Source organism: Labrys sp. WJW (genome assembly GCF_001676615.1).
GTDB lineage: Bacteria > Pseudomonadota > Alphaproteobacteria > Rhizobiales > Labraceae > Labrys > Labrys sedimenti.
In genome coordinates this window covers 60,189-83,654 of record NZ_LYXZ01000031.1, presented here as the reverse complement: position 1 = coordinate 83,654, position 23,466 = coordinate 60,189, and the positions used below count along the sequence as shown (strand labels likewise).

At 63.6% G+C, this 23,466-nt stretch carries 27 protein-coding genes; 22 read left to right on the top strand and 5 right to left on the bottom strand.

Features of this window, described 5'->3' with window-relative positions; genetic code table 11:
• From BA190_RS19410 to BA190_RS19395, 4 genes are all read left to right on the top strand, one after another.
• The coding region (locus BA190_RS19410) for a YARHG domain-containing protein (protein WP_156771596.1) at positions 1–654 on the top strand (654 nt) is incomplete at its 5' end.
• Between the two features lie 20 nt (positions 655–674).
• Complete coding sequence (locus BA190_RS19405; RefSeq protein WP_162275151.1) at positions 675–1,439, top strand: M15 family metallopeptidase; 765 nt, start codon at positions 675–677, stop codon at positions 1,437–1,439.
• Between the two features lie 7 nt (positions 1,440–1,446).
• Positions 1,447–1,956, top strand: coding sequence for a histidine phosphatase family protein (locus tag BA190_RS19400; protein ID WP_068290982.1), 510 nt, complete (start codon positions 1,447–1,449; stop codon positions 1,954–1,956).
• Positions 1,957–2,010: 54 nt separating this feature from the next.
• Entirely contained in the window at positions 2,011–2,469 is a 459-nt protein-coding gene (locus tag BA190_RS19395) for a YccF domain-containing protein (protein WP_068290978.1), read from the top strand.
• Between the two features lie 36 nt (positions 2,470–2,505).
• On the opposite strand, the gene BA190_RS19390 is transcribed toward BA190_RS19395, so the two are convergent.
• Entirely contained in the window at positions 2,506–3,627 is a 1,122-nt protein-coding gene (locus BA190_RS19390; protein WP_068290973.1) for an aminotransferase, read from the bottom strand.
• An 82-nt stretch (positions 3,628–3,709) separates the two neighbouring features.
• Here BA190_RS19390 and BA190_RS19385 point away from each other — a divergent pair, with 82 nt between their 5' ends.
• The 9 genes from BA190_RS19385 to BA190_RS19345 all read left to right on the top strand — a co-directional run bounded on the left by BA190_RS19385 (position 3,710) and on the right by BA190_RS19345 (position 10,435).
• On the top strand, positions 3,710–4,252 hold the full coding sequence (locus BA190_RS19385; RefSeq protein ID WP_068290971.1) for an XRE family transcriptional regulator: 543 nt from the start codon (positions 3,710–3,712) through the stop codon (positions 4,250–4,252).
• 199 nt (positions 4,253–4,451) lie between these two features.
• Entirely contained in the window at positions 4,452–5,927 is a 1,476-nt protein-coding gene (locus BA190_RS19380; protein ID WP_068291004.1) for a YcjX family protein, read from the top strand.
• Between the two features lie 4 nt (positions 5,928–5,931).
• On the top strand, positions 5,932–6,957 hold the full coding sequence (locus BA190_RS19375) for a YcjF family protein (RefSeq protein ID WP_068290969.1): 1,026 nt from the start codon (positions 5,932–5,934) through the stop codon (positions 6,955–6,957).
• Between the two features lie 115 nt (positions 6,958–7,072).
• Positions 7,073–7,492 (top strand): RNA polymerase-binding protein DksA, encoded by a 420-nt coding sequence (gene dksA / locus BA190_RS19370; protein ID WP_068290966.1) that lies wholly within the window; start codon positions 7,073–7,075, stop codon positions 7,490–7,492.
• Between the two features lie 308 nt (positions 7,493–7,800).
• Positions 7,801–8,229 (top strand): hypothetical protein, encoded by a 429-nt coding sequence (locus tag BA190_RS19365; RefSeq protein ID WP_068290963.1) that lies wholly within the window; start codon positions 7,801–7,803, stop codon positions 8,227–8,229.
• A gap of 71 nt (positions 8,230–8,300) precedes the next feature.
• On the top strand, positions 8,301–8,786 hold the full coding sequence (locus BA190_RS19360; protein ID WP_068290958.1) for a copper chaperone PCu(A)C: 486 nt from the start codon (positions 8,301–8,303) through the stop codon (positions 8,784–8,786).
• A gap of 14 nt (positions 8,787–8,800) precedes the next feature.
• Positions 8,801–9,397: an SCO family protein gene (locus tag BA190_RS19355; RefSeq protein WP_068290949.1), complete on the top strand. Its 597-nt coding sequence runs from the start codon at positions 8,801–8,803 to the stop codon at positions 9,395–9,397.
• Entirely contained in the window at positions 9,394–9,840 is a 447-nt protein-coding gene (locus BA190_RS19350; RefSeq protein WP_068290945.1) for a cytochrome c family protein, read from the top strand. The genes BA190_RS19355 and BA190_RS19350 overlap by 4 nt, the downstream gene beginning before the upstream one ends.
• Positions 9,841–10,006: 166 nt before the next feature.
• Positions 10,007–10,435 carry a CBS domain-containing protein gene (locus BA190_RS19345; RefSeq protein ID WP_068290943.1) on the top strand — a complete coding sequence of 143 codons (429 nt, stop codon included), beginning with the start codon at positions 10,007–10,009 and terminating at the stop codon, positions 10,433–10,435.
• A 108-nt stretch (positions 10,436–10,543) separates the two neighbouring features.
• Here BA190_RS19345 and BA190_RS19340 read toward each other — a convergent pair whose 3' ends face one another.
• The gene (locus tag BA190_RS19340; RefSeq protein WP_068291003.1) at positions 10,544–11,470 is read right to left on the bottom strand and encodes a LysR substrate-binding domain-containing protein; all 927 of its coding nucleotides are present in this window, start codon (positions 11,468–11,470) and stop codon (positions 10,544–10,546) included.
• A 118-nt stretch (positions 11,471–11,588) separates the two neighbouring features.
• Between BA190_RS19340 and BA190_RS19335 the strand changes: the two genes are divergently transcribed.
• The 3 genes from BA190_RS19335 to BA190_RS19325 are packed head-to-tail and all read left to right on the top strand — an operon-like array spanning position 11,589 to position 12,972.
• Complete coding sequence (locus BA190_RS19335; RefSeq protein WP_068290936.1) at positions 11,589–11,984, top strand: tautomerase family protein; 396 nt, start codon at positions 11,589–11,591, stop codon at positions 11,982–11,984.
• On the top strand, positions 11,981–12,379 hold the full coding sequence (locus BA190_RS19330; protein ID WP_068290933.1) for a cupin domain-containing protein: 399 nt from the start codon (positions 11,981–11,983) through the stop codon (positions 12,377–12,379). Before BA190_RS19335 ends, BA190_RS19330 begins: the two co-directional genes overlap by 4 nt.
• An 11-nt stretch (positions 12,380–12,390) precedes the next feature.
• Entirely contained in the window at positions 12,391–12,972 is a 582-nt protein-coding gene (locus BA190_RS19325) for a DUF4865 family protein (RefSeq protein WP_068290931.1), read from the top strand.
• Positions 12,973–13,035: 63 nt separating this feature from the next.
• Here the strand turns inward: BA190_RS19325 and BA190_RS19320 are convergent, their stop codons facing one another.
• Positions 13,036–14,046, bottom strand: a complete 1,011-nt coding sequence (locus BA190_RS19320) for a patatin-like phospholipase family protein (protein WP_068290925.1) — start codon at positions 14,044–14,046, stop codon at positions 13,036–13,038.
• Positions 14,047–14,225: 179 nt separating this feature from the next.
• Between BA190_RS19320 and parC the strand changes: the two genes are divergently transcribed.
• The gene (parC, locus tag BA190_RS19315; RefSeq protein WP_068290918.1) at positions 14,226–16,475 is read left to right on the top strand and encodes a DNA topoisomerase IV subunit A; all 2,250 of its coding nucleotides are present in this window, start codon (positions 14,226–14,228) and stop codon (positions 16,473–16,475) included.
• A 77-nt stretch (positions 16,476–16,552) separates the two neighbouring features.
• On the opposite strand, the gene BA190_RS19310 is transcribed toward parC, so the two are convergent.
• Complete coding sequence (locus BA190_RS19310; protein ID WP_068290915.1) at positions 16,553–17,671, bottom strand: DUF563 domain-containing protein; 1,119 nt, start codon at positions 17,669–17,671, stop codon at positions 16,553–16,555.
• A 253-nt stretch (positions 17,672–17,924) separates the two neighbouring features.
• On the opposite strand from BA190_RS19310, the gene BA190_RS19305 reads away from it, so the two are divergent.
• From BA190_RS19305 to BA190_RS19290, 4 genes are all read left to right on the top strand, one after another.
• Positions 17,925–18,707 carry a L,D-transpeptidase gene (locus BA190_RS19305; RefSeq protein ID WP_068290908.1) on the top strand — a complete coding sequence of 261 codons (783 nt, stop codon included), beginning with the start codon at positions 17,925–17,927 and terminating at the stop codon, positions 18,705–18,707.
• 132 nt (positions 18,708–18,839) lie between these two features.
• On the top strand, positions 18,840–19,370 hold the full coding sequence (locus BA190_RS19300) for a CDP-alcohol phosphatidyltransferase family protein (RefSeq protein WP_068290906.1): 531 nt from the start codon (positions 18,840–18,842) through the stop codon (positions 19,368–19,370).
• Between the two features lie 99 nt (positions 19,371–19,469).
• On the top strand, positions 19,470–20,573 hold the full coding sequence (locus tag BA190_RS19295; protein WP_082979872.1) for an AI-2E family transporter: 1,104 nt from the start codon (positions 19,470–19,472) through the stop codon (positions 20,571–20,573).
• Positions 20,570–21,259, top strand: coding sequence for a hypothetical protein (locus tag BA190_RS19290; protein ID WP_068290904.1), 690 nt, complete (start codon positions 20,570–20,572; stop codon positions 21,257–21,259). The genes BA190_RS19295 and BA190_RS19290 overlap by 4 nt, the downstream gene beginning before the upstream one ends.
• 44 nt (positions 21,260–21,303) lie before the next feature.
• On the opposite strand, the gene BA190_RS19285 is transcribed toward BA190_RS19290, so the two are convergent.
• Positions 21,304–22,848, bottom strand: coding sequence for a hypothetical protein (locus BA190_RS19285; RefSeq protein WP_156771595.1), 1,545 nt, complete (start codon positions 22,846–22,848; stop codon positions 21,304–21,306).
• Between the two features lie 54 nt (positions 22,849–22,902).
• Between BA190_RS19285 and BA190_RS36015 the strand changes: the two genes are divergently transcribed.
• Positions 22,903–23,202, top strand: coding sequence for a hypothetical protein (locus BA190_RS36015; RefSeq protein ID WP_156771594.1), 300 nt, complete (start codon positions 22,903–22,905; stop codon positions 23,200–23,202).
• Positions 23,203–23,466: the final 264 nt, after the last annotated feature.

Genomic DNA, 23,466 nt, shown 5'->3' with positions numbered 1-23,466 from the left:
GACGCCTCCTCGGCCAAGGGCACGCTGATCGCTTTTTCGACGGCGCCGGGCTCGGTGGCGCAGGACGGCAGCGGGCGCAACTCGCCCTTCACCACGGCGCTGCTCGCCCATATGGAGACGCCCGGCCTCGACATTCGCCAGATGTTCGGCCAGGTCAGGGCCGATGTCGACCAGTCGACCCAGGGTGGCCAGACCCCCTGGGTGAACGAGGCCATCATCGGTTCCTTCGCCATGGCCGGAAAGGCGGAGAATGTGCAGCCGGTCAAGACGATAACGGTCGAACCTCAGGTCGCGCCGCAACCAACCCCTCAGCCGGCTGTCGACCCCCAGCCGCAGCCTGACTTCCAGCAGCAGGCGGCAGTCGAGCCGGTGGAACCCACGCCTGCGCCCCGCAACAACCAGGTTGAATTCATCTTGCCGGATTCAGGAAGCAGGCGATTGAACTGGAACGATATTTCGGGCTTGTCCGGGGCGCAATTGCGTCTGGCCCGCAACGAGATCTATGCGCGCCGCGGCCGCTATATGAAGGACCCGCAATTGCGGGCCTATTTCTCCCAATTCTCCTGGTATCGCCCCTGGACCTGGAATATCGAGCTCAGCGCCGTCGAAAAAGCCAATGTCGCCCTGATCCAGCGCGCCGAGGCTGGTCAATGAGGAATGTCGTGCGAAGCGGAATGCTGGCCCTGGCTCTGTCGACGGTTTTTGCGTCGGCGGCGATGGCCGACCCCACCCTGGATGCTCTGGTGGCGGCCTATCCCGATTTCATTGCGGGCTATGACGCCAAGGATCTCATCTTGAAGGACGGCCAGCACATCGCGCTTTCCGACGGTGCTGCCAACAAGACGCCGCAGCAGCGCATCGAGAAGGCCGATATCCGCGACATGTTCGTCATGCCCTATACGCTCGGGGCGCATTACAAGCAGCCGGCCACGCCGGCCGATGATCCCGGCCGCGCCCGCAACCAGGCGCTGTTCGATGCGATGTATGGCGATTGCACGAAAGGACAGGTCAAGCTCAAGACCATCCAATGGCTCCCCGGCTTGGGCGGCGGCACGCTGCGTGTGGCCACCGCCAATGGCGTTGCCGATCGGCTGCAGTCCGTCTCGCGTGACCTCGAGGCCCTGCCGGCCAAATTCCACGTCTATCTCAAGCCTTCGGCTGGAACCTTCAACTGCCGCGTGATCGCCGGCACGTCGCGCATGAGCATGCACGCCTACGCCGCGGCGATCGACATCAATGTGAAGTTTACAGACTATTGGCGCTGGGGCGGTGCCAAGAAGGAGACGGACAAGGTTTCCTACAAGAACCGCATCCCGATGGAGATTGTCGAGGTTTTCGAAAAGCACGGTTTCATCTGGGGTGGAAAATGGTACCATTATGACACTATGCATTTCGAATATAGGCCTGAAATCATAGCCTTGGCGAAAAATTCTAAGTGATCGATTGATGAAGCGCCTGATATTGCTGCGGCACGCGAAATCGGACTATCCCGACGGTGTTTCCGATCACGAGCGTCCGCTTGCGCCGCGGGGGCAGCGGGACGCCCCGCGCATGGGAAGGGAGATTGCCCGGCGCGGCCTGCTGCCCGACCATGTGATCGCCTCGACTGCACGTCGCACGCGCGAGACGCTGGCCCTGATCGAGGGCAGCCTGGGGCCGCACACGTTGCATTTCGAGCGGGCGATCTACGAGGCGCCGCCCGAAACGATATTGCGTGTCATCCGGGCGGTGGCGCCGGAGGTGCAGACGCTGCTGATCGTCGGCCACAATCCCGGCCTGGAACAGGTCGCCTCCTTCCTGACGCGGGGGGCGGGGACGGCGGCCGACCCGCTCGGTGGCAAATTCCCTACGGCCGCCCTTGCCGTTCTCGACTTCGAGCTCGATGATTGGGCCGGGATCGCCGGCCATCAGGCGACTCTGGCCTTGTTCCTTTCGCCGAAGATGCTGGATCGCTAGAACAAATTGTCGGCTGATTTTCTCGCAAATGCAGCGGATTGGAAGGAACGGCTGATGCGATTGATCGGAAACCTGATCTGGTTCGTCTTCGGCGGCATTTTCCTGGGCATCGCCTGGTTTCTGCTCGGCTTGCTGGCCTTCCTCACCATCGTTGGCATTCCCTGGGGGCGGGCCTGCCTGACGATCTCGAATTTCTGCTTCTTTCCGTTCGGGCGCGAGGCGATCAGCCGGCGCGAACTCTATCAGAGGGACGACATCGGTACCGGCGGCCTCGGCCTGATCGGGAATGTGATCTGGTTCGTCTTTGCCGGCCTGTGGCTGGCGATCGGCCATGTCTGCTCTGCATTGTTCTGCTTCGTCACCATCATCGGCATTCCCTTCGGCATCCAGCACCTCAAGCTCGCCGGCATCGCCATAGCGCCGATCGGGCAGACCATCGTCTCCAGGGAGGTGGCCGAGGCTGCCCGGCGCAGCAGCGCGCAGGCACGGGTCGAGACGCTGCGGCGCCGGTAGAAGGAAAATGCCTATAGTGCCCTGTATAACAGAGTGTTAGTCGAATTCTTTCAGAAATTGGCTTACGCGGTCCAGACCCTCGTGCAGGACAGTGCTGCCATTGGCATAGCCGATGCGCAGATATCCCTCCATCTCCATGGCACTGCCGGGCGTGAACAGCACGCCGGTACGCTCCAGCAGGCGGATGCAGAAGGCTTCCGAAGCGATGGGAAGATCGTATTTCAGGAGGGCCGTGGTGCCCGAGCGGGGCTTGATATAGCTGATCCGAGGCTCGTCCTTGACCCAGGCGTCGAGGATGGCGAGGTTGCCGCGCACGATCGAACGGCTGCGGGCCAGCACCTTGTCGCGGTTCTCCAGCGCCATGGTGGCGAAATGATCGTCGATCATGCCGACGCTGATGGTGTTGTAGTCGCGATGGATGGAGACGGCGTGGATCAGGTCCACGGGACCTGCGATCCAGCCAAGGCGCAGGCCTGCGAGCGAATAGGCCTTGGACATGCTGGCGGTGCTGATGCCCTTCTCGTAGAGATCCGCCATGGAAGCGGTGAAGCCGTCGCCTTCCTGGTCTATGCCGCGATAGACCTCGTCGCACAGCACATAGGCGCCGCAGGCGCGGGCGATGGCGGCGATCTCCCTGAGAAAGGCCTCGTCCATCAAGGCGCCGGTCGGGTTGTTGGGATTGTTGATGGCGATCAGCTTGGTGCCGGGCAGGGCGAGGCGGCGCAGTTCTTCGAGATCGGGAAGGAAACCGTTCTCCTCGCGCAGTTTGAGGATCTGCACGTCGGCGCCGTAGCTGGCGGGAATGGAGTAATGCTGCTGGTAGGTCGGCAGCACCGAGATCACGCGATCACCCGGCTCGACCAGGGTTTCGTGCACGAGGGCATTGGCGCCGATGGCGCCATGGGCCACCACGATGTTCTCGATCTTCTGGCGGGCATAGGTCGCCGCAATGGCGGCACGCAGCCGCTCGCTGCCCTCGATGGCGCCATAGGTCATCTTCATGGCCAGGAGGTCGTCGAGGGCGCTCGGGGCCTTGTCGGCAATCTCCAGCAATTGCGCGATGGTGAGCGATTCGACGCAGGTTTCCGCCAGATTGTGCGAACAATGGTTCTCATACCCGTTCATCCAGATCTCGACGCCGAAATTGCGAATCTTCATGACCGATTGCCGCCTTGCCTGTTGCGCATTATATTGCTCATCCATATGTGCATTATATTGCGCAGTCAAGGGATGAGATGGAATGGCGGATGTACTCGTCCATGTCGGGGCCAATGTCAGGCGCCTGCGCGCCGAAGCGGGATTGAGCCAGGCGGCGCTGGCGGAGGCCAGCGGCCTCAGCCGGCGACTGATCGTGGCGGTGGAGGCGGGGGACGCCAATATCTCCCTGGCCAATCTCGACCGGCTGGCCGGCGTGCTGGGCGTGGATTTTGGCGCGATCGTCCGCGATCCAGGCCAGGCCGGCAACCAGCGTGTCGACCAGCTCGGTTGGCGCGGCACCCATCCGGACAGCCATGCCGCTTTCCTGGGGGCCGCACCGGCGCGACGGGCCGCAGAGCTGTGGAGCTGGAGCCTGGGTCCCGGCGATCGCTATGACGCGCTGCCGGACGCCGAGGGCTGGCGCGAAATGCTCTACGTCGTCGAGGGCGTGCTGATCGTCGAGACGGCCGGCGGCGGCGAGGTCGTCGCGGCCGGTGATTTCCTCATCTTCGACAGTTCGCAATCCTATAGCTACGTCAATGCGGGGCAGGGCATCGTGCGCTTCGTGCGCAACGTGGTGTCGTAACGGAAGCGAAGAGGCGGACGAGACGTCCGCGGTCCCAGTCTCGGCGCTACCCTCGTGAACCGAACAAGGTTTGCGCAAGAACCTCCTCGGCTGGGACCGCGGACGTCTCGTCCGCCTCTTCGCCTTTGACGGTTGTCGTTGCGGGGGGTCAGGACGAGTGCTGGAATTTTGCCGCGCTTGCCCTTAAGTGATGCGGACCATGCCGCCACAAGCCTCCTCCTGGATGTCCGTGTTCGACGAAGCGCTGATTGCGGCCAAGAGTTTGGCGGGCTTTGCCGCGTCGAGCTTCAATCCGACAGTCCGCCTCGGCGTCACCGGTCTTTCGCGCGCCGGCAAGACCGTGTTCATCACCGCTTTGGTGCAGGCCCTGGTCGAGGGGGGGCGCCTACCGGTGTTCCGCGCCCAGGCGGAGGGCCGCATTGCCGGTTCCTCGCTCTCGCCGCAGCCTGACGACACCGTGCCGCGCTTCGACTACGAAGACCATCTGGCCGATCTGGCCGGCCCGGCCCGGCGCTGGCCTGATTCGACGCGCCAGATCTCGGAACTGCGCCTGGTCATCGATTTCCAGTCCAATCGGCGCTTTGCCGCCGGCATGTCGCGCCTCACCCTTGATATCGTCGACTATCCCGGCGAATGGCTGCTCGATCTGCCGCTGCTCAACATGAGCTATGCCGAGTGGTCGGCGCAGACGATCGCCGCCAGTCGTGAGGGATCTCGTCTGGCCATTGCCGGCCCCTGGCATGAAATGCTGGCCAGGCTCGATCCGGCGGCTCCCGAAAACGAGGCCCTGGCGCGGGAAGCCGCCGCGCTGTTCACCGCCTATCTCAAGGCCGGACGCGACGAGCGTTTCGCCCTCTCGACCCTGCCGCCGGGACGCTTCCTGCTGCCGGGCGATTTGGAGGGGTCGCCAGCCCTGACCTTCGCGCCGCTCGATCTCTCCAAGGCCGGCGATCCCAAGGCGGGCTCTCTCCACGCCATGATGGAGCGGCGCTTCGAAGCCTATAAGTACAAGATCGTGCGTCCCTTCTTCACGCATCACTTTGCCAGGCTCGACCGTCAGATCGTGCTGGTCGACGCGCTCTCCGCCCTCAATGCCGGTCCCCAGGCGGTGCATGATCTCGAAACTGCGCTGACTTCGGTGCTGTCGGCCTTCCGCGTGGGCGCGAACAGCTGGTGGTCGGCGATCTTCCGGCCGCGCATCCAGAAGATCCTGTTCGCCGCGACCAAGGCCGATCATCTGCATCACACCAGCCATGACCGGCTCGAGGCGATCCTGCGCAAGATGGCGGATGGCGCCATCGGCCGGGCGGCCTTTTCGGGCGCCAGCGTGGATGTGGTCGCGCTCGCCTCCATCCGTGCCACCAGGGAGGCCAGCGTCAAGCAGGGGCGGGAAAACCTGCCTTGCATCATCGGCACGCCCATGGCTGGCGAGCGCTCCGGCGATGAGGTCTTCGACGGTGAGGCCGAGATCGCCGTGTTCCCGGGCGAATTGCCCGAGGATCCCAATGCCGTGTTTTCGGGCACCGGCTTCAACGGCCTCGAAAATCTGCGCGAAGGCGGGGTCGACTACCGTTTCATCCGCTTCCGTCCGCCCAGACTGGAAGATGGCCAGATCTTTCCCCATATTCGCCTGGACCGGGCGCTCGAATTCCTGATCGGCGACAAACTGGCGTGAGCGAATGAATACGGAACCCCGCAAGCCGCGTGCCTTCCGCCTCGACGATCCCAATGTAGTGATGGCCGATACGCCGGTTGCGGCGGCGATGCGGCGCGGCCATGTGGTGGTGACGCCCGAACCGGAGGCTTTCGAGCAAGAGGCTGCCGAAGTCGCGCCGCAGCGACCACGCCGTTCGCGCTGGGGCACCTTGTTCTGGTCGGCCGTGGGCGGGCTGGTTTCCCTCGCCATCGGCCTGTCGCTGACCAAGCTGATCGATGACCTCTTCTCCTATGCCGGCTGGCTGGGCTGGCTCGGCGCCGCCCTGACCGGGCTGGCGGTGCTGGCTTTTGCCGTCATCGCCATCCGGGAGGTCATCGGCCTGATGCGCCTGTCGCGCATCGAGCATCTGCACGATCGGGCATTGCTGGCCATTGCCAAGGATGACCGGGATGCGGCGCGCGGCCTGTCGCGCGATCTCGTCAAGCTCTATGCCGCCAATCCGCGCATGGCCAGGGCCCGCGCGGCAGTGGAAGCGGCCGCCGGCGATATCGTCGACGGTGCGGATTTGATCAGGGTCACCGAGCGCGAACTGATGGGACCGCTCGACGCGGAAGCCCAGCGCATCATTGCCGATGCGGCCAAGCGGGTGTCGCTGGTCACCGCCGTCAGCCCGCGTGCCCTGGTCGACATGTTTTTCGTGGGCGCGGAAACGCTGCGCGTGATCCGGCGGCTCGCGACCCTCTATGGCGGGCGTCCGGGCGGACTGGGCATGATGCGCCTCCTGCGCCATGCGCTCGGCAATCTTGCCATCACCGGCGGCATGGCTGCCGGTGATTCCCTCATCAGCCAGGCTCTCGGCCACGGCCTGGCCTCGCGCATATCGGCCAAGCTGGGGGAAGGCGTCCTGAACGGCATCCTGACCGCGCGCCTCGGGCTTGCGGCCATGATGGCGAGCAGGCCGATGCCCTTCGACGCCTTGCCGAGGCCGGGCGTGACGGACGTCGCCGGAGGCCTCATTCTAAAGGGCAAGGAGGACACGGCCGGCTAAGCCATGTGCACAACTTTATCGTTTTCAACGAATCGGTGACAACGAAGATCATTGTCGTGGCGCGTCACTGAGACTATAGACCTCTCGCCCAGTAGCGGAGTGTTGGGATTCTTACATGACTTCATTGAGTGTAGATACCAATTATCGGCCGACTGACGACGAGCCTTTCATGAACGAGCGTCAGCGGGACTATTTCCGGCGCAAGCTCAATGCCTGGAAGCTCGACATCCTGCGCGAAGCGCAGGATACCATCGCCAATCTGCAGGCCGAGAACGAGAACCACCCCGATCTAGCCGATCGTGCCTCTTCGGAAACGGATCGTGCCATCGAATTGCGGGCCCGGGATCGTCAGCGCAAGCTGATCTCCAAGATCGAGGCGGCACTTGCCCGCATCGAGGACGGGTCCTACGGCTTTTGCGAGGAAACGGGTGAACCGATCTCGCTCAAGCGTCTCGATGCCAGGCCGATCGCGACCTTGTCGCTGGAAGCCCAGGAGCGGCACGAGCGCCGTGAGCGCGTCTATCGCGACGACTAGAGCCTTTGCGACTTGGTGAGGCCCACCAAGACACGCAGGGGCTTGTCGAAGCGAGGAGGTGGAACTGGGAAGCGTTTCTAAAGAACGCGCCTGGCTCCGGAGATCTTTGACGACTGCCGGCCTTCCCAGCCCCATCGAGAGATGGAGTTGAGAAGGCCGGCATTTTTATTTCGGCGGGTCCTGCGGACCGGCGCTCCCTGAAGCATTTTGCGATTTGGTGGCATCACCGGGAATTGCAAAGACGCATGGGAACAGGGCGTTGGAGCAAACGCGTTCATGCTCGAACACGCTTTGCCCCAGGCGATTCCATGCGCCATGGCGCCGCCTTGACTTTCGGCAGTGGCTCGGCTGCATATGCGGCCATGGTCCTGTCCCGCCATCTCCCATTGCTGCGGCAATGCCTGGCCGCCTTGCTTGCCCTTGGGCTGATGCTCAACGGCATGGGCGGTTCGCTCGCGAGCGAGGAGGAGCGGGGAGGCAGCGCGACCGTCGTCATTGCCGGCACGGTCGTCACCGTCTGCCAGTTCGGCGATGCGGATGCCGGCGGCAAGGCCCATGGCGGCCATTCCTGTGATCAGTGTGCACTTCGTCTGGCGCCGGCTCTGCCGCAGGTCTTGGCGGTCGCCAGCGTCGTCCGCTTTCCGCGGATCGTCAGGCTGCGCGCCTCGCAGGACTTTTTCGCGACGATCCGGCAGGATCGCAGGCCTGCCTGGCCACGCGGACCGCCGACAGGCTGAACGGTTCACCGCCTTCACCCTTCCTTCCCCGCAGCCTGTGCAAGGCTGCTCGATTCCGTTCAGGTTTTTCCATGAAACTCGTCCCGTTTTTCGGTGCTTTCGCGCTCGCCTCCACGCTCACCACTGCCGCCTTCGCCCATGACTACAAAGCCGGCACGCTCCAGATCGCCCATCCCTGGACCAGGGCCACGCCGCAGGGGGCACCGGTGGCAGGCGGCTATACCGTCATCGAGAACACCGGCGATCAGCCCGACAAGCTGATCGGCGGCAGCTTCTCGGTTTCCTCCGGCTTTTCGATCCACCAGATGTCGAACCAGGATGGCGTCATGAAGATGGCGCCCGTCGAGGGCGGGCTTGAAATTCCTGCCCACGGCAAGGTTGAACTCAGCCCGTCATCCTTCCATCTGATGTTCACCGGGCTCAAGCAGCAGCTCAAGCCCAACCAATCCATCGACGGCACGCTGGTGTTCGAGAAAGCCGGCACGGTGCCGGTGAAGTTCAAGGTCGAGGCCATCGGTGCCAAGCAGCCGGCCGAAGCCGACCACAGCAACCATTGAGGCGGGAGGTGTTCATGACCCTCAAATCCAATCGTCTCCAGCTGGTGGTTCTGGTTGCTCTGCTCGCCGTGCTGGCGGCCGCCGGCGTGCTCGCCCTGCAGAGCATGGGCGGCAAGCCGACGGCCCAGTCCAGCTTCATCGGCGGTGATTTCAGCCTGACCAACCAGGACGGCAAGCCGGTGACGCAGGCTACTTTCCTGGGCAAGCCGACGGCCTATTTCTTCGGTTACACCAACTGTCCGGATGCCTGCCCGACCACACTGACCGACATGACCGACCGCCTCAAGGCGCTCGGGCCGGACGGGGACAAGTTCAACGTCGTCTTCGTCTCGGTCGATCCGGCACGCGATACGCCGCAACTGCTCAAGACCTATCTGGAGAGCTTCGATCCGCGTATCACGGCCGCCACCGGCACGCCCGAACAGGTTGCCGACATCATCAAGAAGTTCCGCGTCTACGCCAAGAAGGTCGGGGAGGGGGACGGCTACACTTTCGACCATTCCACAGCGGTCTACATGATGAACGCCAAGGGTGAACTGGTGACGCTGATCGACTACCAGGCGCCTCGTGAGGAGGCGCTGGACAAGATGCGCCGCGCGCTCGCCTCGTGAGCAGGATTGTCTGGTTCGGCCTGGCCGCGGCACTCGGTGGTGTCGCGGTCGGGACCTTCATTGCCTTGCGTTCGGTCGGCGAGGTCGCGTCGCCTCCGCCGCCCGCCCAGGCCGTTGCCGATATCAGACCGCCGGAGGCGACCTTTGAGCCGGTGTTCGAACCCTGCGCCCACTGCCACCAGATCGGGCGCGGGGCGCGCTCTGCCACCGGGCCGATCCTTCAGGGGCTCGCGAGCCGCAAGGCCGGCACGCTGCCGGGCTATCCGTTCTCGCCGGCCATGCAGGCGAGCGGCCTGACCTGGGACGCCGCAACGCTCGATCGCTTCATCGCGGCACCCCAGGCCGTGGTGCCGGGCACGCGGATGATCTATGCCGGAATGGACGATGCCGATCGGCGCAGGGCTCTGGTCGAGTTCATTCTGAAAGCCGGCTCGGGCTCCTGAGGGCTCGATCCGTAAATCGATTCACCGAATGGTTGCATTTGAACCAGCCCCTTGCGCGATGGGCGTGCAGACGCCATCATCATGAACGGGGCTGGTCGTCCCTTGTCGGGATTCTCCCCCAAGATCAAGACGCTGCAGGCGCACGTTCAGTCTGAGGAGAGTACCCATGACCGTTGCACAGATCCTGAAGGGCAAGGGCCGCGACATCGTCGCTCTGTCGCCGGACGCCACCATTGCCGATGCTTCCCGGACGCTTGCCGAAAAGCGCATCGGCGCAGTATTGATCACCAACAAGAACGGCAGCATCGCCGGCATCCTGTCGGAGCGCGATATCGTGCGCGCACTGGCCAAGGCCTCGGCCGAGGGCTTCGAACATCCCGTGTCCAAGCATATGACGGCCAAGGTCGAAACCGTTCACGAGCAGGACACCATTCCCCACATCATGGAGAGGATGACGGCCGGCAAATTCCGTCATATGCCGGTGGTCGAAAATGGCCTGCCAGTCGGCATCGTCTCGATCGGTGACGTGGTGAAGTTCCGCCTGGCCGAAATGGAGGCGGAAGCGAAGGCGATGCGTGAATATATTACGGCCTGATCTTAAAGTGTTTTATGAACCGGCGCCGCTGCATGTAGCAAAGGTGCGATGGCGTAAGAAGTCAGGGTAGAGAGCGTTCCGGCGTGGACGCGCTTTGCTCCGGGAGTGTCAGGCAACCTTCTTGGGCAGGAGAGGCTGGCTCAGGCTCTCCCGCATGATCTCGCTCAGCCGGTCCGTGGCCGCATTGTGCTGGCTCTGCGTGCGATGCAGCAGCAGCGGCAATGTCGGCAATCGCGTCGGCAAGCCGCTTTCCTCGCCAAGCACGGCGAGATGGCCCGGCAGGCCGATCTCGGTGCGCAGGGTCACGCCCAGCCCGCTCGATATCGCGGCCCAGAGACCGGCGAGACTGGTGCTGGTCACCGCGATGCGCCAGGCGATACCGGCGCGGTCGAGCATCTCGGTTGCGACGCTGCGGAACAGGCACGGGGCCTCGAACATCACCAGTGGCACGGGTTCCTCCGGCTTGGATTGCCGATCGCCGGAGGGCTGTCCGGGCAGGCCGTCACGGGGGCCGATCCAACGCATCGCGATATCGGCGAGATGCTCGCCGGCCATGGCGGCCGGAGCCTGTCTCGTCTGGTCCCCCCAGGCGATGGCGAGGTCGAGTTCGGCGCTGGCGATACGTTTCAGCAGATCGGCATTGCGGGCAAGGCGGGTTTCGATGCGGGTCTTCGGATGGGCGCGTGCGAAGCGGCCGAGAATTTGCGGCAGCAGCGTTTCTCCCAAATCCTCCTGCACGCCAAAGCGGACATGGCCGGCAAGATCGGCCCCGCTCAGAGCGGATACCGCCTCGTCGTTGAGAGCGAGCAGGCGGCGCGCATAGGTCAGCAGCGTTTCGCCCGCTTCGGTCAGGGCCAGGCCACGGCCGGCCCGGCGGAACAAGGCGGTTCCCGCCTGTTCTTCCAGCTTCTTGAGTTGGGCGCTGACGGCGGAAGTGGACCGGCCGAGATGGTCCGCGGCGCGGGCATAGCTGCCCAGTTCCATGCCCGTGACGAAGCTGCGCAGGACGTCGATGTCGAAATTGACCAGGCGCATAAATATCATCCCGTTTTTCAGGATTTAAAGTCAAATATTTCCTGATTTTCAGGATGAATATGCGGTGACATGATGGATGGGTCAAGGCAGCAGGCCTTGCCCATCGAGGACATCAGTCATGCCTTTCGCCCGCATTTCACTTCGCAAGGGAAAATCCCCTGACTATCTCCGCGCTCTGTCGGACAATCTGCACCGTGCCCTGATCGAAGCCTTCGAGGTTCCGCAGGCCGACCGTTTCCAGATCATCGAACAGCTCGATCCGCAGGCACTGGTCTACGACCGCGGCTATTTCAGCGGTGAGCGTTCCGACGATTTCGTGCTGATCGCCATCACGGCGGGGCGTCCGCGCAGCACGGCGGTGAAGCAGCAATTCTACCGGCGTGTGGTGGAGTTGTTTGCACAGGCGCCGGGCCTTCGGCCCGACGATGTCATGATCGTCGTCACCACCACCGAGCGCGACGGCTGGTCCTTCAGCAACGGCCTCACCCAGATGGTGGAAGAGGTGCCGGCATGAGCGGGCCGGGCCTTCCCGGCGAGATGACCGTGATCCGGGCCGGCAAGGCGATAGAGACTGCGCCCGAGGGCATCGCGTCCGCTTCCTTCCGGGTGGAGCATCTGATCACTGGTGCGCGGGATGGCGAGCCTACGGCCATGCGCGCCCTGCTGGATCCGGGCGTACGCACGCATTGGCACAGCCATCCCCGCGGACAATTGCTGCTGGCGGTGAGCGGCAGTGGCCTCGCGCAGAGGCGCAATGGCCCGCTCATCGAACTCGACCCCGGCGATGCGGTCTGGTTCGCGCCCGGCGAGTTGCATTGGCATGGTGCGGGCGAAGCCGATGCCTTCGTCTATGTCAGCGTCCAGGTCCTGCAGGATGGCCGCGCCGTGCAGTGGCACGAACCGGTGTGAGGAGAGTTCCAATGGAAGCAATGCACTATGCCATCACCCTGCCGGCCGATTACGACATGGCGATCATCCGCGCGCGGGTGGCCAGCAAGGGGCCCTTGCTCGACGAGTTTCCGGGGCTGGGGCTCAAGGCTTATCTGATCCGGGAAAAGGGTGTTCAGGGCTCGGCCGTCAACCAATATGCCCCGTTCTATCTGTGGGCCTCGCCCGAAGGCATGGGCCGGTTCCTGTGGGAGGGCGGGGGCTTTGCCGGCCTCGTCGCCTCCTTCGGCAGGCCGTCGGTGCGGCGCTGGGCCGGGGTCTCGTGTCTGTCCGGCGCTACGCCCTTGTCGGAGGCACGCTTTGCGACGCTGCAGGGAACGTCGATCGCAGCCGAGATCGATCCCGCGGGCGCCATTGCCGAGGCACGCGAGCGCTTGGCTCTCGATGCGGCCCGGGATGGGAGCTGCCTGTCGGCCCTCGCGGTCGATCCTACAGACTGGAAGCTGGTGGTCTTTCGGCTGTGGGCGTACGAGCCGCCTGGAGAGGCAGGCACCGTCTATCAGCTGTTGCATCTGTCCCGTCCCGGCATCGACGGCCTGATCGCGCCCCGATGAGGCCTCCGACGATCCTGCGTGCGTCGAGGGCGAATGCGAGGGGCCTGTGCGGGGCGGACTGAGCTATGCCAGCGCTTCCATGGTCTCCTTGATGTCATCGAGAGACTTCAAGGCGGCCTCGGCACCCATGTCGATCGCCTCGGCGGCACGATGGAAGTCGAAGGGCGAGATGCGTCCGAGGCGCGGTCCGATCGAGACATCGGGCGGATCGCCGGCCAGCCGCGAGCGGGAGATGCGGTCCTGGGTGATGTTGAAGGCCTCCATCATCACCGTATGAATGCCGGGCGAGTTGCGGCGTTGGCGCGCCTCAGGCGATCTGGCGAAGCCGAAGCGACGGCGGACCATCGACGTGGCTGCGCCGAAGCCGTTGCGCTTGGGCACGGGCGGATCGTCCATTTCCATCGAGGTGGCGCCAAAAGTATGGATGACGCCGCCGCGGCCGGTCAGCTCGCCATTGAGATTGACGGCGATCACCGCCCGGGCGCCGAGGGCGCGCGCCGCGGAGACGGGCACGGGATTGACCAGTGCGCCGTCCATCAGCCAGCGTCCGCCGATGCGTACGGGCTCGAAAATGCCGGGCAGGGCATAGGAGGCGCGCATGGCGGTGACCAGATTGCCACGCGTCAGCCAGATCTCATGGCCTGGCCCGATTTCGGTGGCGATCGCGACGAAGGGAATGCGCAAACTCTCGATCTGAACGCCGTCCAGGCCGTTCTGCAGGAGCAAAGCCAGCTTGGTGCCGGACATCAGGCCGCTGCCGCCGAAATTCAGATCGAGAAAATTGAGAACGCGGCGCTTGGTGAGACTGCGGGCCCAGTCCTCGATATCGTCGAGCCTGCCGGCAATATAGCAGCCGCCGACCACCGCTCCGATCGAGGTGCCGGCGATCACGTCGATGTCGTAGCCTGCTTCCACCAGTACGCGGATCACGCCGATATGGGCGAATCCCCGCGCAGCACCGCCACCGAGGGCAAGCCCCAGAACCGGGCGCGGCGGCTTGACGACTTCGTTCTGCGGAGGCGGAGGCAATTCCGCCACGTTACCCTGACCTCGCCACGGCAAACTCTGAAACATGATGCATTCCTGACTCGAGAAATACGCCACTGGACCTAATAAGGATATGGGCAATCCATCCGGATAGAACAGGGACGGAACTCTTAATGGCGCTACAATAGCACGTGATCGGGTGATTGGCCCTGTATCATAAGGTCTACGACTTGCTCCGAATCAGGCATTTTCGGTAAGTCAACCGCATGGATGAGATGGACGATCCGCCGGAAGGCGATGGAGTCAGAACGGTCAATCTGCGCGCCGAGCTCGAGCAGCGCTACCTTGCCTATGCACTCTCGACAATCACGCAACGGGCCTTGCCGGATGCGCGCGACGGCTTGAAGCCCGTGCATCGGCGCATCCTGCACGCCATGCGCCTGCTGCGCCTGGATCCCGACCAGGCCTTCAAGAAATGCGCCCGCGTGGTGGGCGACGTCATCGGTAAATTCCACCCCCATGGCGATCAGGCCGTCTACGATGCGTTGGTGCGCCTGGCGCAGGATTTCGCCCAGCGCTATCCGTTGGTGGACGGGCAGGGTAATTTCGGCAATATCGACGGCGACAATGCCGCTGCCTACCGTTACACCGAGGCGCGGCTGACCGAGGTTGCCACGCTGATCCTCGAAGGGATCAACGAGGACGCGGTCGATTTCCGCCCGACCTACAATGGCGAGGACGAGGAGCCGGTGGTGATGCCCGGCGCCTTCCCCAACCTGCTCGCCAATGGCGTGCAGGGCATTGCCGTCGGCATGGCGACCTCGATTCCGCCGCACAATGCCTACGAGCTCTGCCAGGCGGCACTGCACCTGATCGAGAACCCCAAGGCGTCGACGCCGGACCTGCTGCAATTCGTCAAGGGCCCGGATTTCCCAACCGGCGGCATCTGCGTGGAGAGCGCCGGCTCGATCGAGGAAAGCTATCGCACCGGCCGTGGCGGTTTTCGGGTGCGCGCACGCTGGCACAAGGAAGATCTCGGGCGCGGCACCTGGGTGATCGTGATCACCGAGATTCCGTGGGCGGTGCAGAAGGGCCGCCTGATCGAGAAGCTGGCCGAGCTGCTCGAAGAGCGCAAGCTGCCGCTGGTCGGCGACGTACGTGATGAATCGGCCGAGGACGTCCGCATCGTCATCGAGCCGAAGTCGCGCAATGTCGACGAGGCCGTGCTGATGGAATCGCTGTTCAAGCTCTCCGAGCTCGAAAGCCGCATTCCGCTCAACATGAACGTGCTGGTCGACGGCCAGGTGCCGCGCGTGCTCTCGCTCGGCGAGGCGCTGCAGCAATGGCTCAGCCATCGGCGCGTGGTGCTGGTCCGCCGCTCCAAATACCGCCTGGCGGCCGTCGAGAAGCGCATGGAGGTGCTGGCCGGCTATATCGTCGCCTATCTCAACCTCGACGAAGTCATCCGCATCATCCGCTACGAGGATGAACCGAAGGACGAATTGATCAAGGCCTTCGACCTGACCGACGTGCAGGCCGAGGCGATCCTCAATATGCGCCTGCGCAATCTGCGCAAGCTCGAGGAGATGGAGCTTCGGCGCGAGCACGACGATCTCGCCAAGGAGAAGGCCGGCATCGAGAAGCTGCTCGCCTCCGAGGCGCTGCAATGGAAGACGGTGGGCTGGCAGGTCAGCGAAGTCGCCAAGAAGTTTGGCCCGGACACACCGCTCGGCAAGCGTCGCACCGACATCGATGCCTCCAAGGCGGGCACCATCGATCTGTCGGCGGTGGCCGAGGCGATGGTCGAGCGCGAGCCGATCACCGTGATCGTTTCCGAAAAAGGCTGGATTCGGGCCCAGAAGGGCCATCTCAGCGACCTCTCCGGTCTCAGCTTCAAGGCCGACGACCGGCTCAAGCTCGGCTTCCAGTCCGAGACGACGGCCCGGCTCCTCATCCTCGCCACCAACGGCAAGGTCTACACGCTGGAGGCTTCCAAACTCCCGGGTGGCCGCAGCATGGGCGAGCCGATCCGTCTGATGGTCGATATCGACGAGGGCGCCGATGTCGTCGACGTGTTCGCCTATCAGGGCGGGCGCCGGCTGCTGATTGCGGCGACCGACGGTCGTGGCTTCCTGGTGCCCGAGGACGATATCCTCGCCAATACCCGCAAGGGCAAGTCGGTGCTGAATGTCGATGCGCCGACGGAAGCCAAGCTGATCGTGCCCGCCATCGGCGATACGGTCGCGGTGATCGGCGAGAATCGCAAGATGCTGGTCTTCCCGCTGCACCAGATCACCGAGATGTCGCGGGGCAGGGGCGTCAGGCTGCAGAAATACAAGGACGGCGGCCTCTCCGACGTGCGTGTGTTCGACAAGGCGCAGGGATTGACCTGGAGCGATTCCTCCGACCGGACCTGGACCGTTACCGACCTTGTCGAATGGACTGGCAATCGCGCCGACGCTGGGCGCCTGCCGCCCAAGGGCTTCCCCAAGAACAACCGGTTCACGGGCAAGTAGCAGCGGAGCGGCTGCTTGTGGAGCGCTTTGCGGTTTGACTGGATCATGTCAAGTCGCGAGGCCTGAATTCGAGGGCCTCAGTCCAGCAGCGATGTCACGCGATCGAGAAAGCTCTCGATGTCGTCCTGGCTCGCGTCGATGGACATCGGCCTGTCCGCGGTGGGCCAAAGGCATCCGCGGGTGAGGTAGACCCCTTGCTGCTCCAGCACATCGCTCAAGCGCATCTGGACGGCGTTCCAATGCCCGATGCAACCGACGACGGTGCCCGGTCCGGCAAAGACGGAGCCGTGCAGCGCCGAGCCATATTCGCCGATGAGAGCGCCGGCCTGCGACAGCGTTGCGATCTGCTCAGGCAGGTTCAGTTCCTCGAGGCGGATGACCTCGAAACCGCGTTGCCTCGCCTCCTGCTCGAAGAAGTCGCGCTGCCTGAAAGGCCGGTTGGCCGAGGGGCCCGGACCGCCTCGTGAAAGACAGAGGCGTCGGCCGGCCGGCACCGAAGCCGGTACCAGCGACCGATAGAACTCGCGCAGATAGGGATGGAAGGTATATTCGCCGGAAAAGCAGAATGTCGGTACCACTGCGCGAGCGAAGAGCAATCGCTCCCGTCCCGGTGTGTAGCGCAGGATTGCGTCCGGCCGGACATTGCAGGTCGACAGCAGCAAATCCTCGACCCAGGAAGGCGTATCATGGGGCAGGGGGATGACCCACTCGTCGCGGAGCGATGCCAGGGACTGGCTGGCAATGGATACCCGCGGCAGGAATTCGACCAGCCAATGGCCCCAGATGGCGCATCCCGGGCCAGCCACGACGAGAGCGGGGCGGTCTATGTGTCTTGCCGCCGTCCCACTGAAACGCGAGGCAAAATTCGCGTCGGCGCGGGCCATGGACAGGGCGACATTGGTCGACAGATTGGCATCGTCGACGACCTGGCTGCCATGGACGAGGATCCCGGGACGCCAGACCTCGACGTCGCGCAGCAGGAAGCAACCGATCGGGTCGACTGTGGCTCGCGGCTTTTTCCAATGCAGAGCGTGGACCCAATCGTCCTTGCCGCCTTCGCCCAGCATATGGGCGGGATGGGCCGACGCCGCTTCCCGGGAGGAGCGAAATTCGCGAAAGCCGCTCCACGCCTGCGCGGCCGCCTTGTCAGGATGCGAGGGGGCCAGGGCGGATATCGGAACCGTGGCAAAGCTCATGATGCGCTGTCCTCACGGCAAGGAAGTGGCTTTGGACGAGGGACTCGCGGCAGAGGAGATAGGATCTCTTTCCGCAAGGACGATCAATCCGATCTGAATGCATGCTGAACAAAGGGTTAAAAAATAGCGACTTTCTGCCGCTGTCTCTGCCACAATTACGCCTGTCGTTTCCGGGATTGTCGCAGCCATCCTGCCTTGCATTGCCCCGCAGGGCGCAACCCCGGGCGTTCTTCCGGGACGTGTGGTTCTCGACATGACGATTGCAAGAAAAGCACTTTTACCCGTCCTCGCCCTCCTGGTGATCGGAGGGACGGCCCAGGCCCAGGAGTGGGGCTACCCTCCGGATGACGGCTATTATCAGGACGATGGCCTCTCCCGTCCGCGCCAGTGGCGGGATCCCCAGCCAACCTACCGGGCGGATCGGAGCTTCGAGGAGCCTTACGATTATCAAGAGGATCCCTATGGCTATTATGGCGACCAGGATGGCGATGTGACGCCAGGTCGGCGCCCGCAGCGCCAGGCTTCGATCGATCCGAACAGCGTCTCGCCCAATCTCGATTCCGGCACCAAGGATGATGGGCAGGCCATGCTGGCGCGGTCCCCGATCCCGCGCACGGTGGTGCCGTTCTCCGGCTACAGCCCCGGCACCATCGTGATCTCGACCAAGGAGAAGCGGCTCTATCTGGTGCAGGACGACGGCACGGCGCTCCGGTATGGCATTGGCGTCGGCAAGCAGGGCTTCACCTGGAAGGGCACGGAAACCATCAGCAGAAAGGCCGAATGGCCGAGCTGGACGCCGCCCAAGGAAATGATCGCCCGCCGTCCCGAATTGCCCGATCATATGGAGGGCGGCCTCAACAATCCGCTGGGCGCGCGTGCGCTCTATCTGGGATCCACGCTCTATCGCATCCACGGCACCAATGAGCCGAATACCATTGGTCGGGCGGTTTCCTCCGGCTGTATTCGCATGGCCAACCCGGATGTGATGGACCTCTACCAGCGGGTGGGAGTCGGGGCCACGGTAGTGGTGCTCTGACGTCTTGTTCGGACGTGTCGCAGCGATGCCTGACGTCACCGTCGAATCGCTGGACCGTCCGGACAACCGCCGAGGATGCCGGCGAGCCCGCCCAGGCGTGCCTGCGCACCCGCGGTTTGCTACGATCCGATCATGACGATACCGAATCTGATCACCATCCTGCGATTTTGCCTGGTGCCGCTGGCGGTGTTGTGCATCACCTCGGGGGCCTGGGGCTGGGCTTTCGTCGCCTTCCTGGTGGCCGGCATTTCCGATGGCGTCGATGGCTTCATCGCCAAGCGCTTCGACATGCGCAGTGAATTGGGGGCCGTGCTCGACCCCCTGGCGGACAAGGCCCTGCTGGTTTCGATCTTCGTCACGCTGGGGATCGTCGGTGTGGTGCCGGCCTGGCTGGTTATCCTCGCCGTGTTCCGCGATTTCATGATCATCGGTGCCGTGCTGGTGTCCTGGGTCATGAGCCAGCCGGTGCAGATCGCGCCGCTGATGCTTTCCAAGCTCAACACCGCGGTACAGATCGCTTTCGTGGCCCTCGTGCTGTTCGCCAAGGGCACGGGATGGCCTTTTCCTTTCCTGATCGAAGTGGGGTCCATCCTGGTCACGCTCTTGACCATTGCCTCTGCTGCCGCCTATCTGCGCCAGTGGCTCAACCATATGGCCGGATGAATATTCCGGCCGCGGAAGGCCATCCGCCATCTCAGCCGTCCCGGACGAGGTTTGCTTGGCCGGGGAGAACGGTGTGGATCGAGCTTCAGGAGCGAATGGATGAGCCTCCAACGGCAGGTATTCTTCTGGCTCGGTGCGCTGGCTTTGTTCATCGCGCTGATCTGGCTGCTCCAGGGCATGGTATGGCCCTTCATCGCCGGCCTGGTGATTGCCTATTTCCTCGATCCCGTCGCCGACAGGCTGGAGAGGCTGGGCTTGCCGCGGTGGGCGGCCGCCTCGGTGATCCTGCTCGGCTTCATCTTCCTCATCGTGCTGGCGATCCTCCTGCTGGTGCCGATGCTGGGCGAGCAGTTCAACGGATTGCGCGAGAGGCTGCCGAGCATCGTAGCCTCCATGCAGCGCATTCTGGGCGAACTCAACCAGAGCTGGCTCGGGGGCCTGCTCACCGAACGGCTGCAGGACATCCAGAAGTCGCTCGGCGACTATGTCGGGCAGGGTGCCCAGGTGCTTGCCACCTTCGTCTCCTCGCTCTGGTCGGGCAGCCAGGCTGTCATCGGGGTGGTCAGCATCCTGATCGTCACGCCGGTGGTGGCTTTCTACATCCTGCTCGACTGGGATCATATGGTGGCGCGCGTCGACAGCTGGCTGCCGCGTGACCATGCCGATGCCATCCGCGGCATCTTCCGCGACATCGATGCCGCCATCGCCGGCTTCGTGCGCGGCCAGGCGACGGTCTGCTTCCTGCTCGGGCTGTTCTACGGCTCATGCCTGACCTTTCTCGGTGTCAGCTTCGGCTTCCTCATCGGGCTGTGTACGGGTCTGGCCTCCTTCATCCCCTATGTCGGTTCCATTCTCGGCTTCGTGGTCAGCGTCAGCGTGGCGCTGGTCCAGGTCTGGCCGGACTGGCATTTGCCGGTCTATGCCGCCCTGGTCTTCGTGGCGGGACAGATTCTCGAAGGCTATGTGCTCTCGCCACGCTTGGTCGGCGGTTCGGTCGGGCTGCATCCGGTCTGGCTGATGTTCGCCCTGCTGGCCGCTGGCAGCCTGTTCGGCTTCATCGGCCTCCTGGTTGCCGTGCCGGTGGCGGCGGCGATCGGCGTGCTGGTGCGCTTTGCCTTGTCGCGCTACCTCGCCAGCCAGTATTATACCGGGCATGTCGGCCAAGATCAGGCTGCGGCACTGCCATCGGACCCTTCGTCGTGACGCTTCCCCGCCAATTGGCGCTCGATCTGCCGTTGCAGGCCTCGTTTGCCCGCGAGGATTTCCTGGTCTCGCCCTCCAACGAGGCCGCCTATGCCTTCATCGAGCGCTGGCCCGACTGGCCGTCCCGCCGTGCCTTGCTGATCGGCCCGAGCGGCTCGGGCAAGAGTCATTTGGCGGCGATCTGGTCGGATGCGGCTGGCGCAGTCACGCTGGCGGGCGAGGCACTGCGGGACGACAATGTCCCTGTCTTGGTCTCACACAAGGCGGTGGTGATCGAGGATGCCGGGCGCGGCATCGACGAGACGGCGCTTTTCCATCTGCTCAACCTCACGGGCGAGGCGGGCGCTTCCTTGCTGATCACCGCCCACGATCCCCCTGAGCGCTGGGGGCTCGCGCTTCCGGACCTCATCTCGCGGCTGCGGGCCATGACGGCCCTGACCATCGCGACGCCGGATGACGGTCTGTTTCGCATGCTGCTGGTGAAGCTTTTTCTCGACCGCCAGCTCATCGTCGACAGCACGCTGGTCGACTTCCTCGTCAACCGTATCGAGCGCTCCTTCGCCGCAGCACGCCAGGTGGTTGCCGTACTCGATCGCGAAGGCCTGTCACGCGGCCGCCGGATCACGCGGGCCCTTGCGGCCGAACTGCTCAAGGAAGTGCTGGCGTCGCCATTCGACGAGGAGTGAAATCGATCGCGTCTCGTCGCGATCGGCTCATCATGATGCGAGCTCTATCGCAAACGGACGCACTGGCCGACGGTATTCATCTGAAGTTGGCCTCCGGCGAAAGACGCCGCTCCGACGATATGGACAGGGGTACTCTGCGTTTTCGCGGTGAAGTCGAACACGAATGGACCGACCCCCCGAATTTCCCCGCCCGACCATTCGCCGGTTTCCATGAACATGCCTTGTCCGGGTGCAATCGGCATCGCGGTGGATTGGATACTGAAGGCCCCCTGAAAAGCTCTAACCTTCGTCCCGCCGGCCGGCAGGAGCTGGAGTTGGGCGTGGCAACTCCAAACGCCCGGCGCGAGGGAGAATGTCCCGATGTCGCGTACAACCCCGTCGCTCATGTCGACCGGCGGCGGCGATGTCTGCACGAGTTCGCCGGGGAGGCCTTGATAAAGAGCCGATTGGGCATCCGAACCGGCCCATGAAAATGCATTGGATGGCGGCGGTCCGGGCTTGAAGAATTCGGTGAAGAGATTCCCGGCGACCACCACCCCGCTGGTGCCGGCGGTTTTGACGATCAAGGCCGCCGAGGTCTTCAAGCCCCGATATTCGATCTTGTTGTTGCGGATCTGCACATCCGATGCGCCGGCTCCGGTCGGAATACCGCAGCGATCGGTGGTGACGTTGATGAGGGAGCGAATTTCGAGGGGTTGGGCGTTGTTGGAAATCCAGGCTCCTTCGAGGCGTACCGTCGAGGCTCTGCAAAAATTGAAGAAGTTCTTGCCGGCTGGCGTCCAGGATCCCGCGGCTGGGTGGATCAGCCAATTGCCGCCCTTGATGGACAGATGCGAGACTTGTCGTGCATCGACATGGCCTTCATAGGCGTCGCAAGAGAAATTATCCGTCACATATTGGAGCGGGGAGTAGCCCTTATAGTCGGAATCGATCTGTATGCAGGTGCCGACTTCCCCGGCAGCCGAATTGATCAGGCTCTGATCCTCGAGCCCCAGTATCCTTGGGGGATTGGTCGACTGGAAACGATAGCCGGTCCTGTAATATTGGGTCAGCGTGTTCTGGATACGATTGACGAAGGTATTCGTCCCGCGAAACCAGATACCGGTTCCCGTGCTGGCCAGGCCTTTGCGCGATGGTCCGGCAGTGATCATGCCGCCCTCGATCATAGTGCCGGCCGAGTTGACCAAGACCATGCCGGTGTTGAAATTTTCGAGAGCGAAGTTGGAATAAGTCCCGTTGACGCCAGGCGTAAACCTGGCGTTGATTCCGATGGTGCTCCTGGAGGCGGTATCGTTGGATTGGAATTTGATGCCCTGAAGCTCCAGCTTGTCTCCCTTCGGGGCGCCTGTCCCGCAGTGATCCCAGCCATTGCTGGCGCCGAAGCGAAATATGGTGAGTCCCGGTCCGGCTCCCTCGAAGCGAATGCTTTTGCCGCAAGCAGAGATGATCGGTGTGGAGAAACGGGCGGTCAGGGGACCCAGGCGGAACTTCAGGGCGCTCGAATTCGTCTGGATCAGCGAATTGATGACGACGCCGTCGATCTCGTCCGAAAGAGAGCGTGCCGCCGGGAGTATCGCCTGCCATTGCACCAGGGACCAGCCCGCGGTGCTGCGACCGTTGAGAATGGTAATGCTGGACAGCGGATGGCTCTCTCCGTCGCCGCGAAAACCATAGGATCTGAGGACGCGCTCGTCGATATCCTCACGGTTGCGCAGATTGGACGGAAGCTCGAAAGCACCCGTCATCGGATTGATGCAACCGATGAGGGCGCCTCCATTTTCGCTTGGATTGCGGGTATCCTGCACCGAAACACACCCGGAAGCGCCGGATCGATCGGTCTGGAGCACCCGAGAGGCATCGGTCTGGGCTGCGACATGTGTCAGTTGGGCGAACAGGCAGGCCAGGATAATCATGGGAACAACTGGGAGCCTGCACATGCCTGATTTGCTCCTGGAGCGGACTGGTCGTTCTGTCCGTTGGGGATGAGGGGCTCGAGGGTCGCATGGAAGATGCCTCATGCGGTCTGCCTGGGTCCAGCTCGTTGAGCGCGCCAGTGATGGTTCCACAGGCGACGGGGCGAAGTTTTGCGAATTTTCCCCAGCACGGCCATTTTATGTGACAGCATTGTCATATAGGCGGCCTAAGCAGGCTTCCCCATGACGGGCGGCGATTCCGACTGGCGGGATGGGGAACGGCAGCCTGGGACA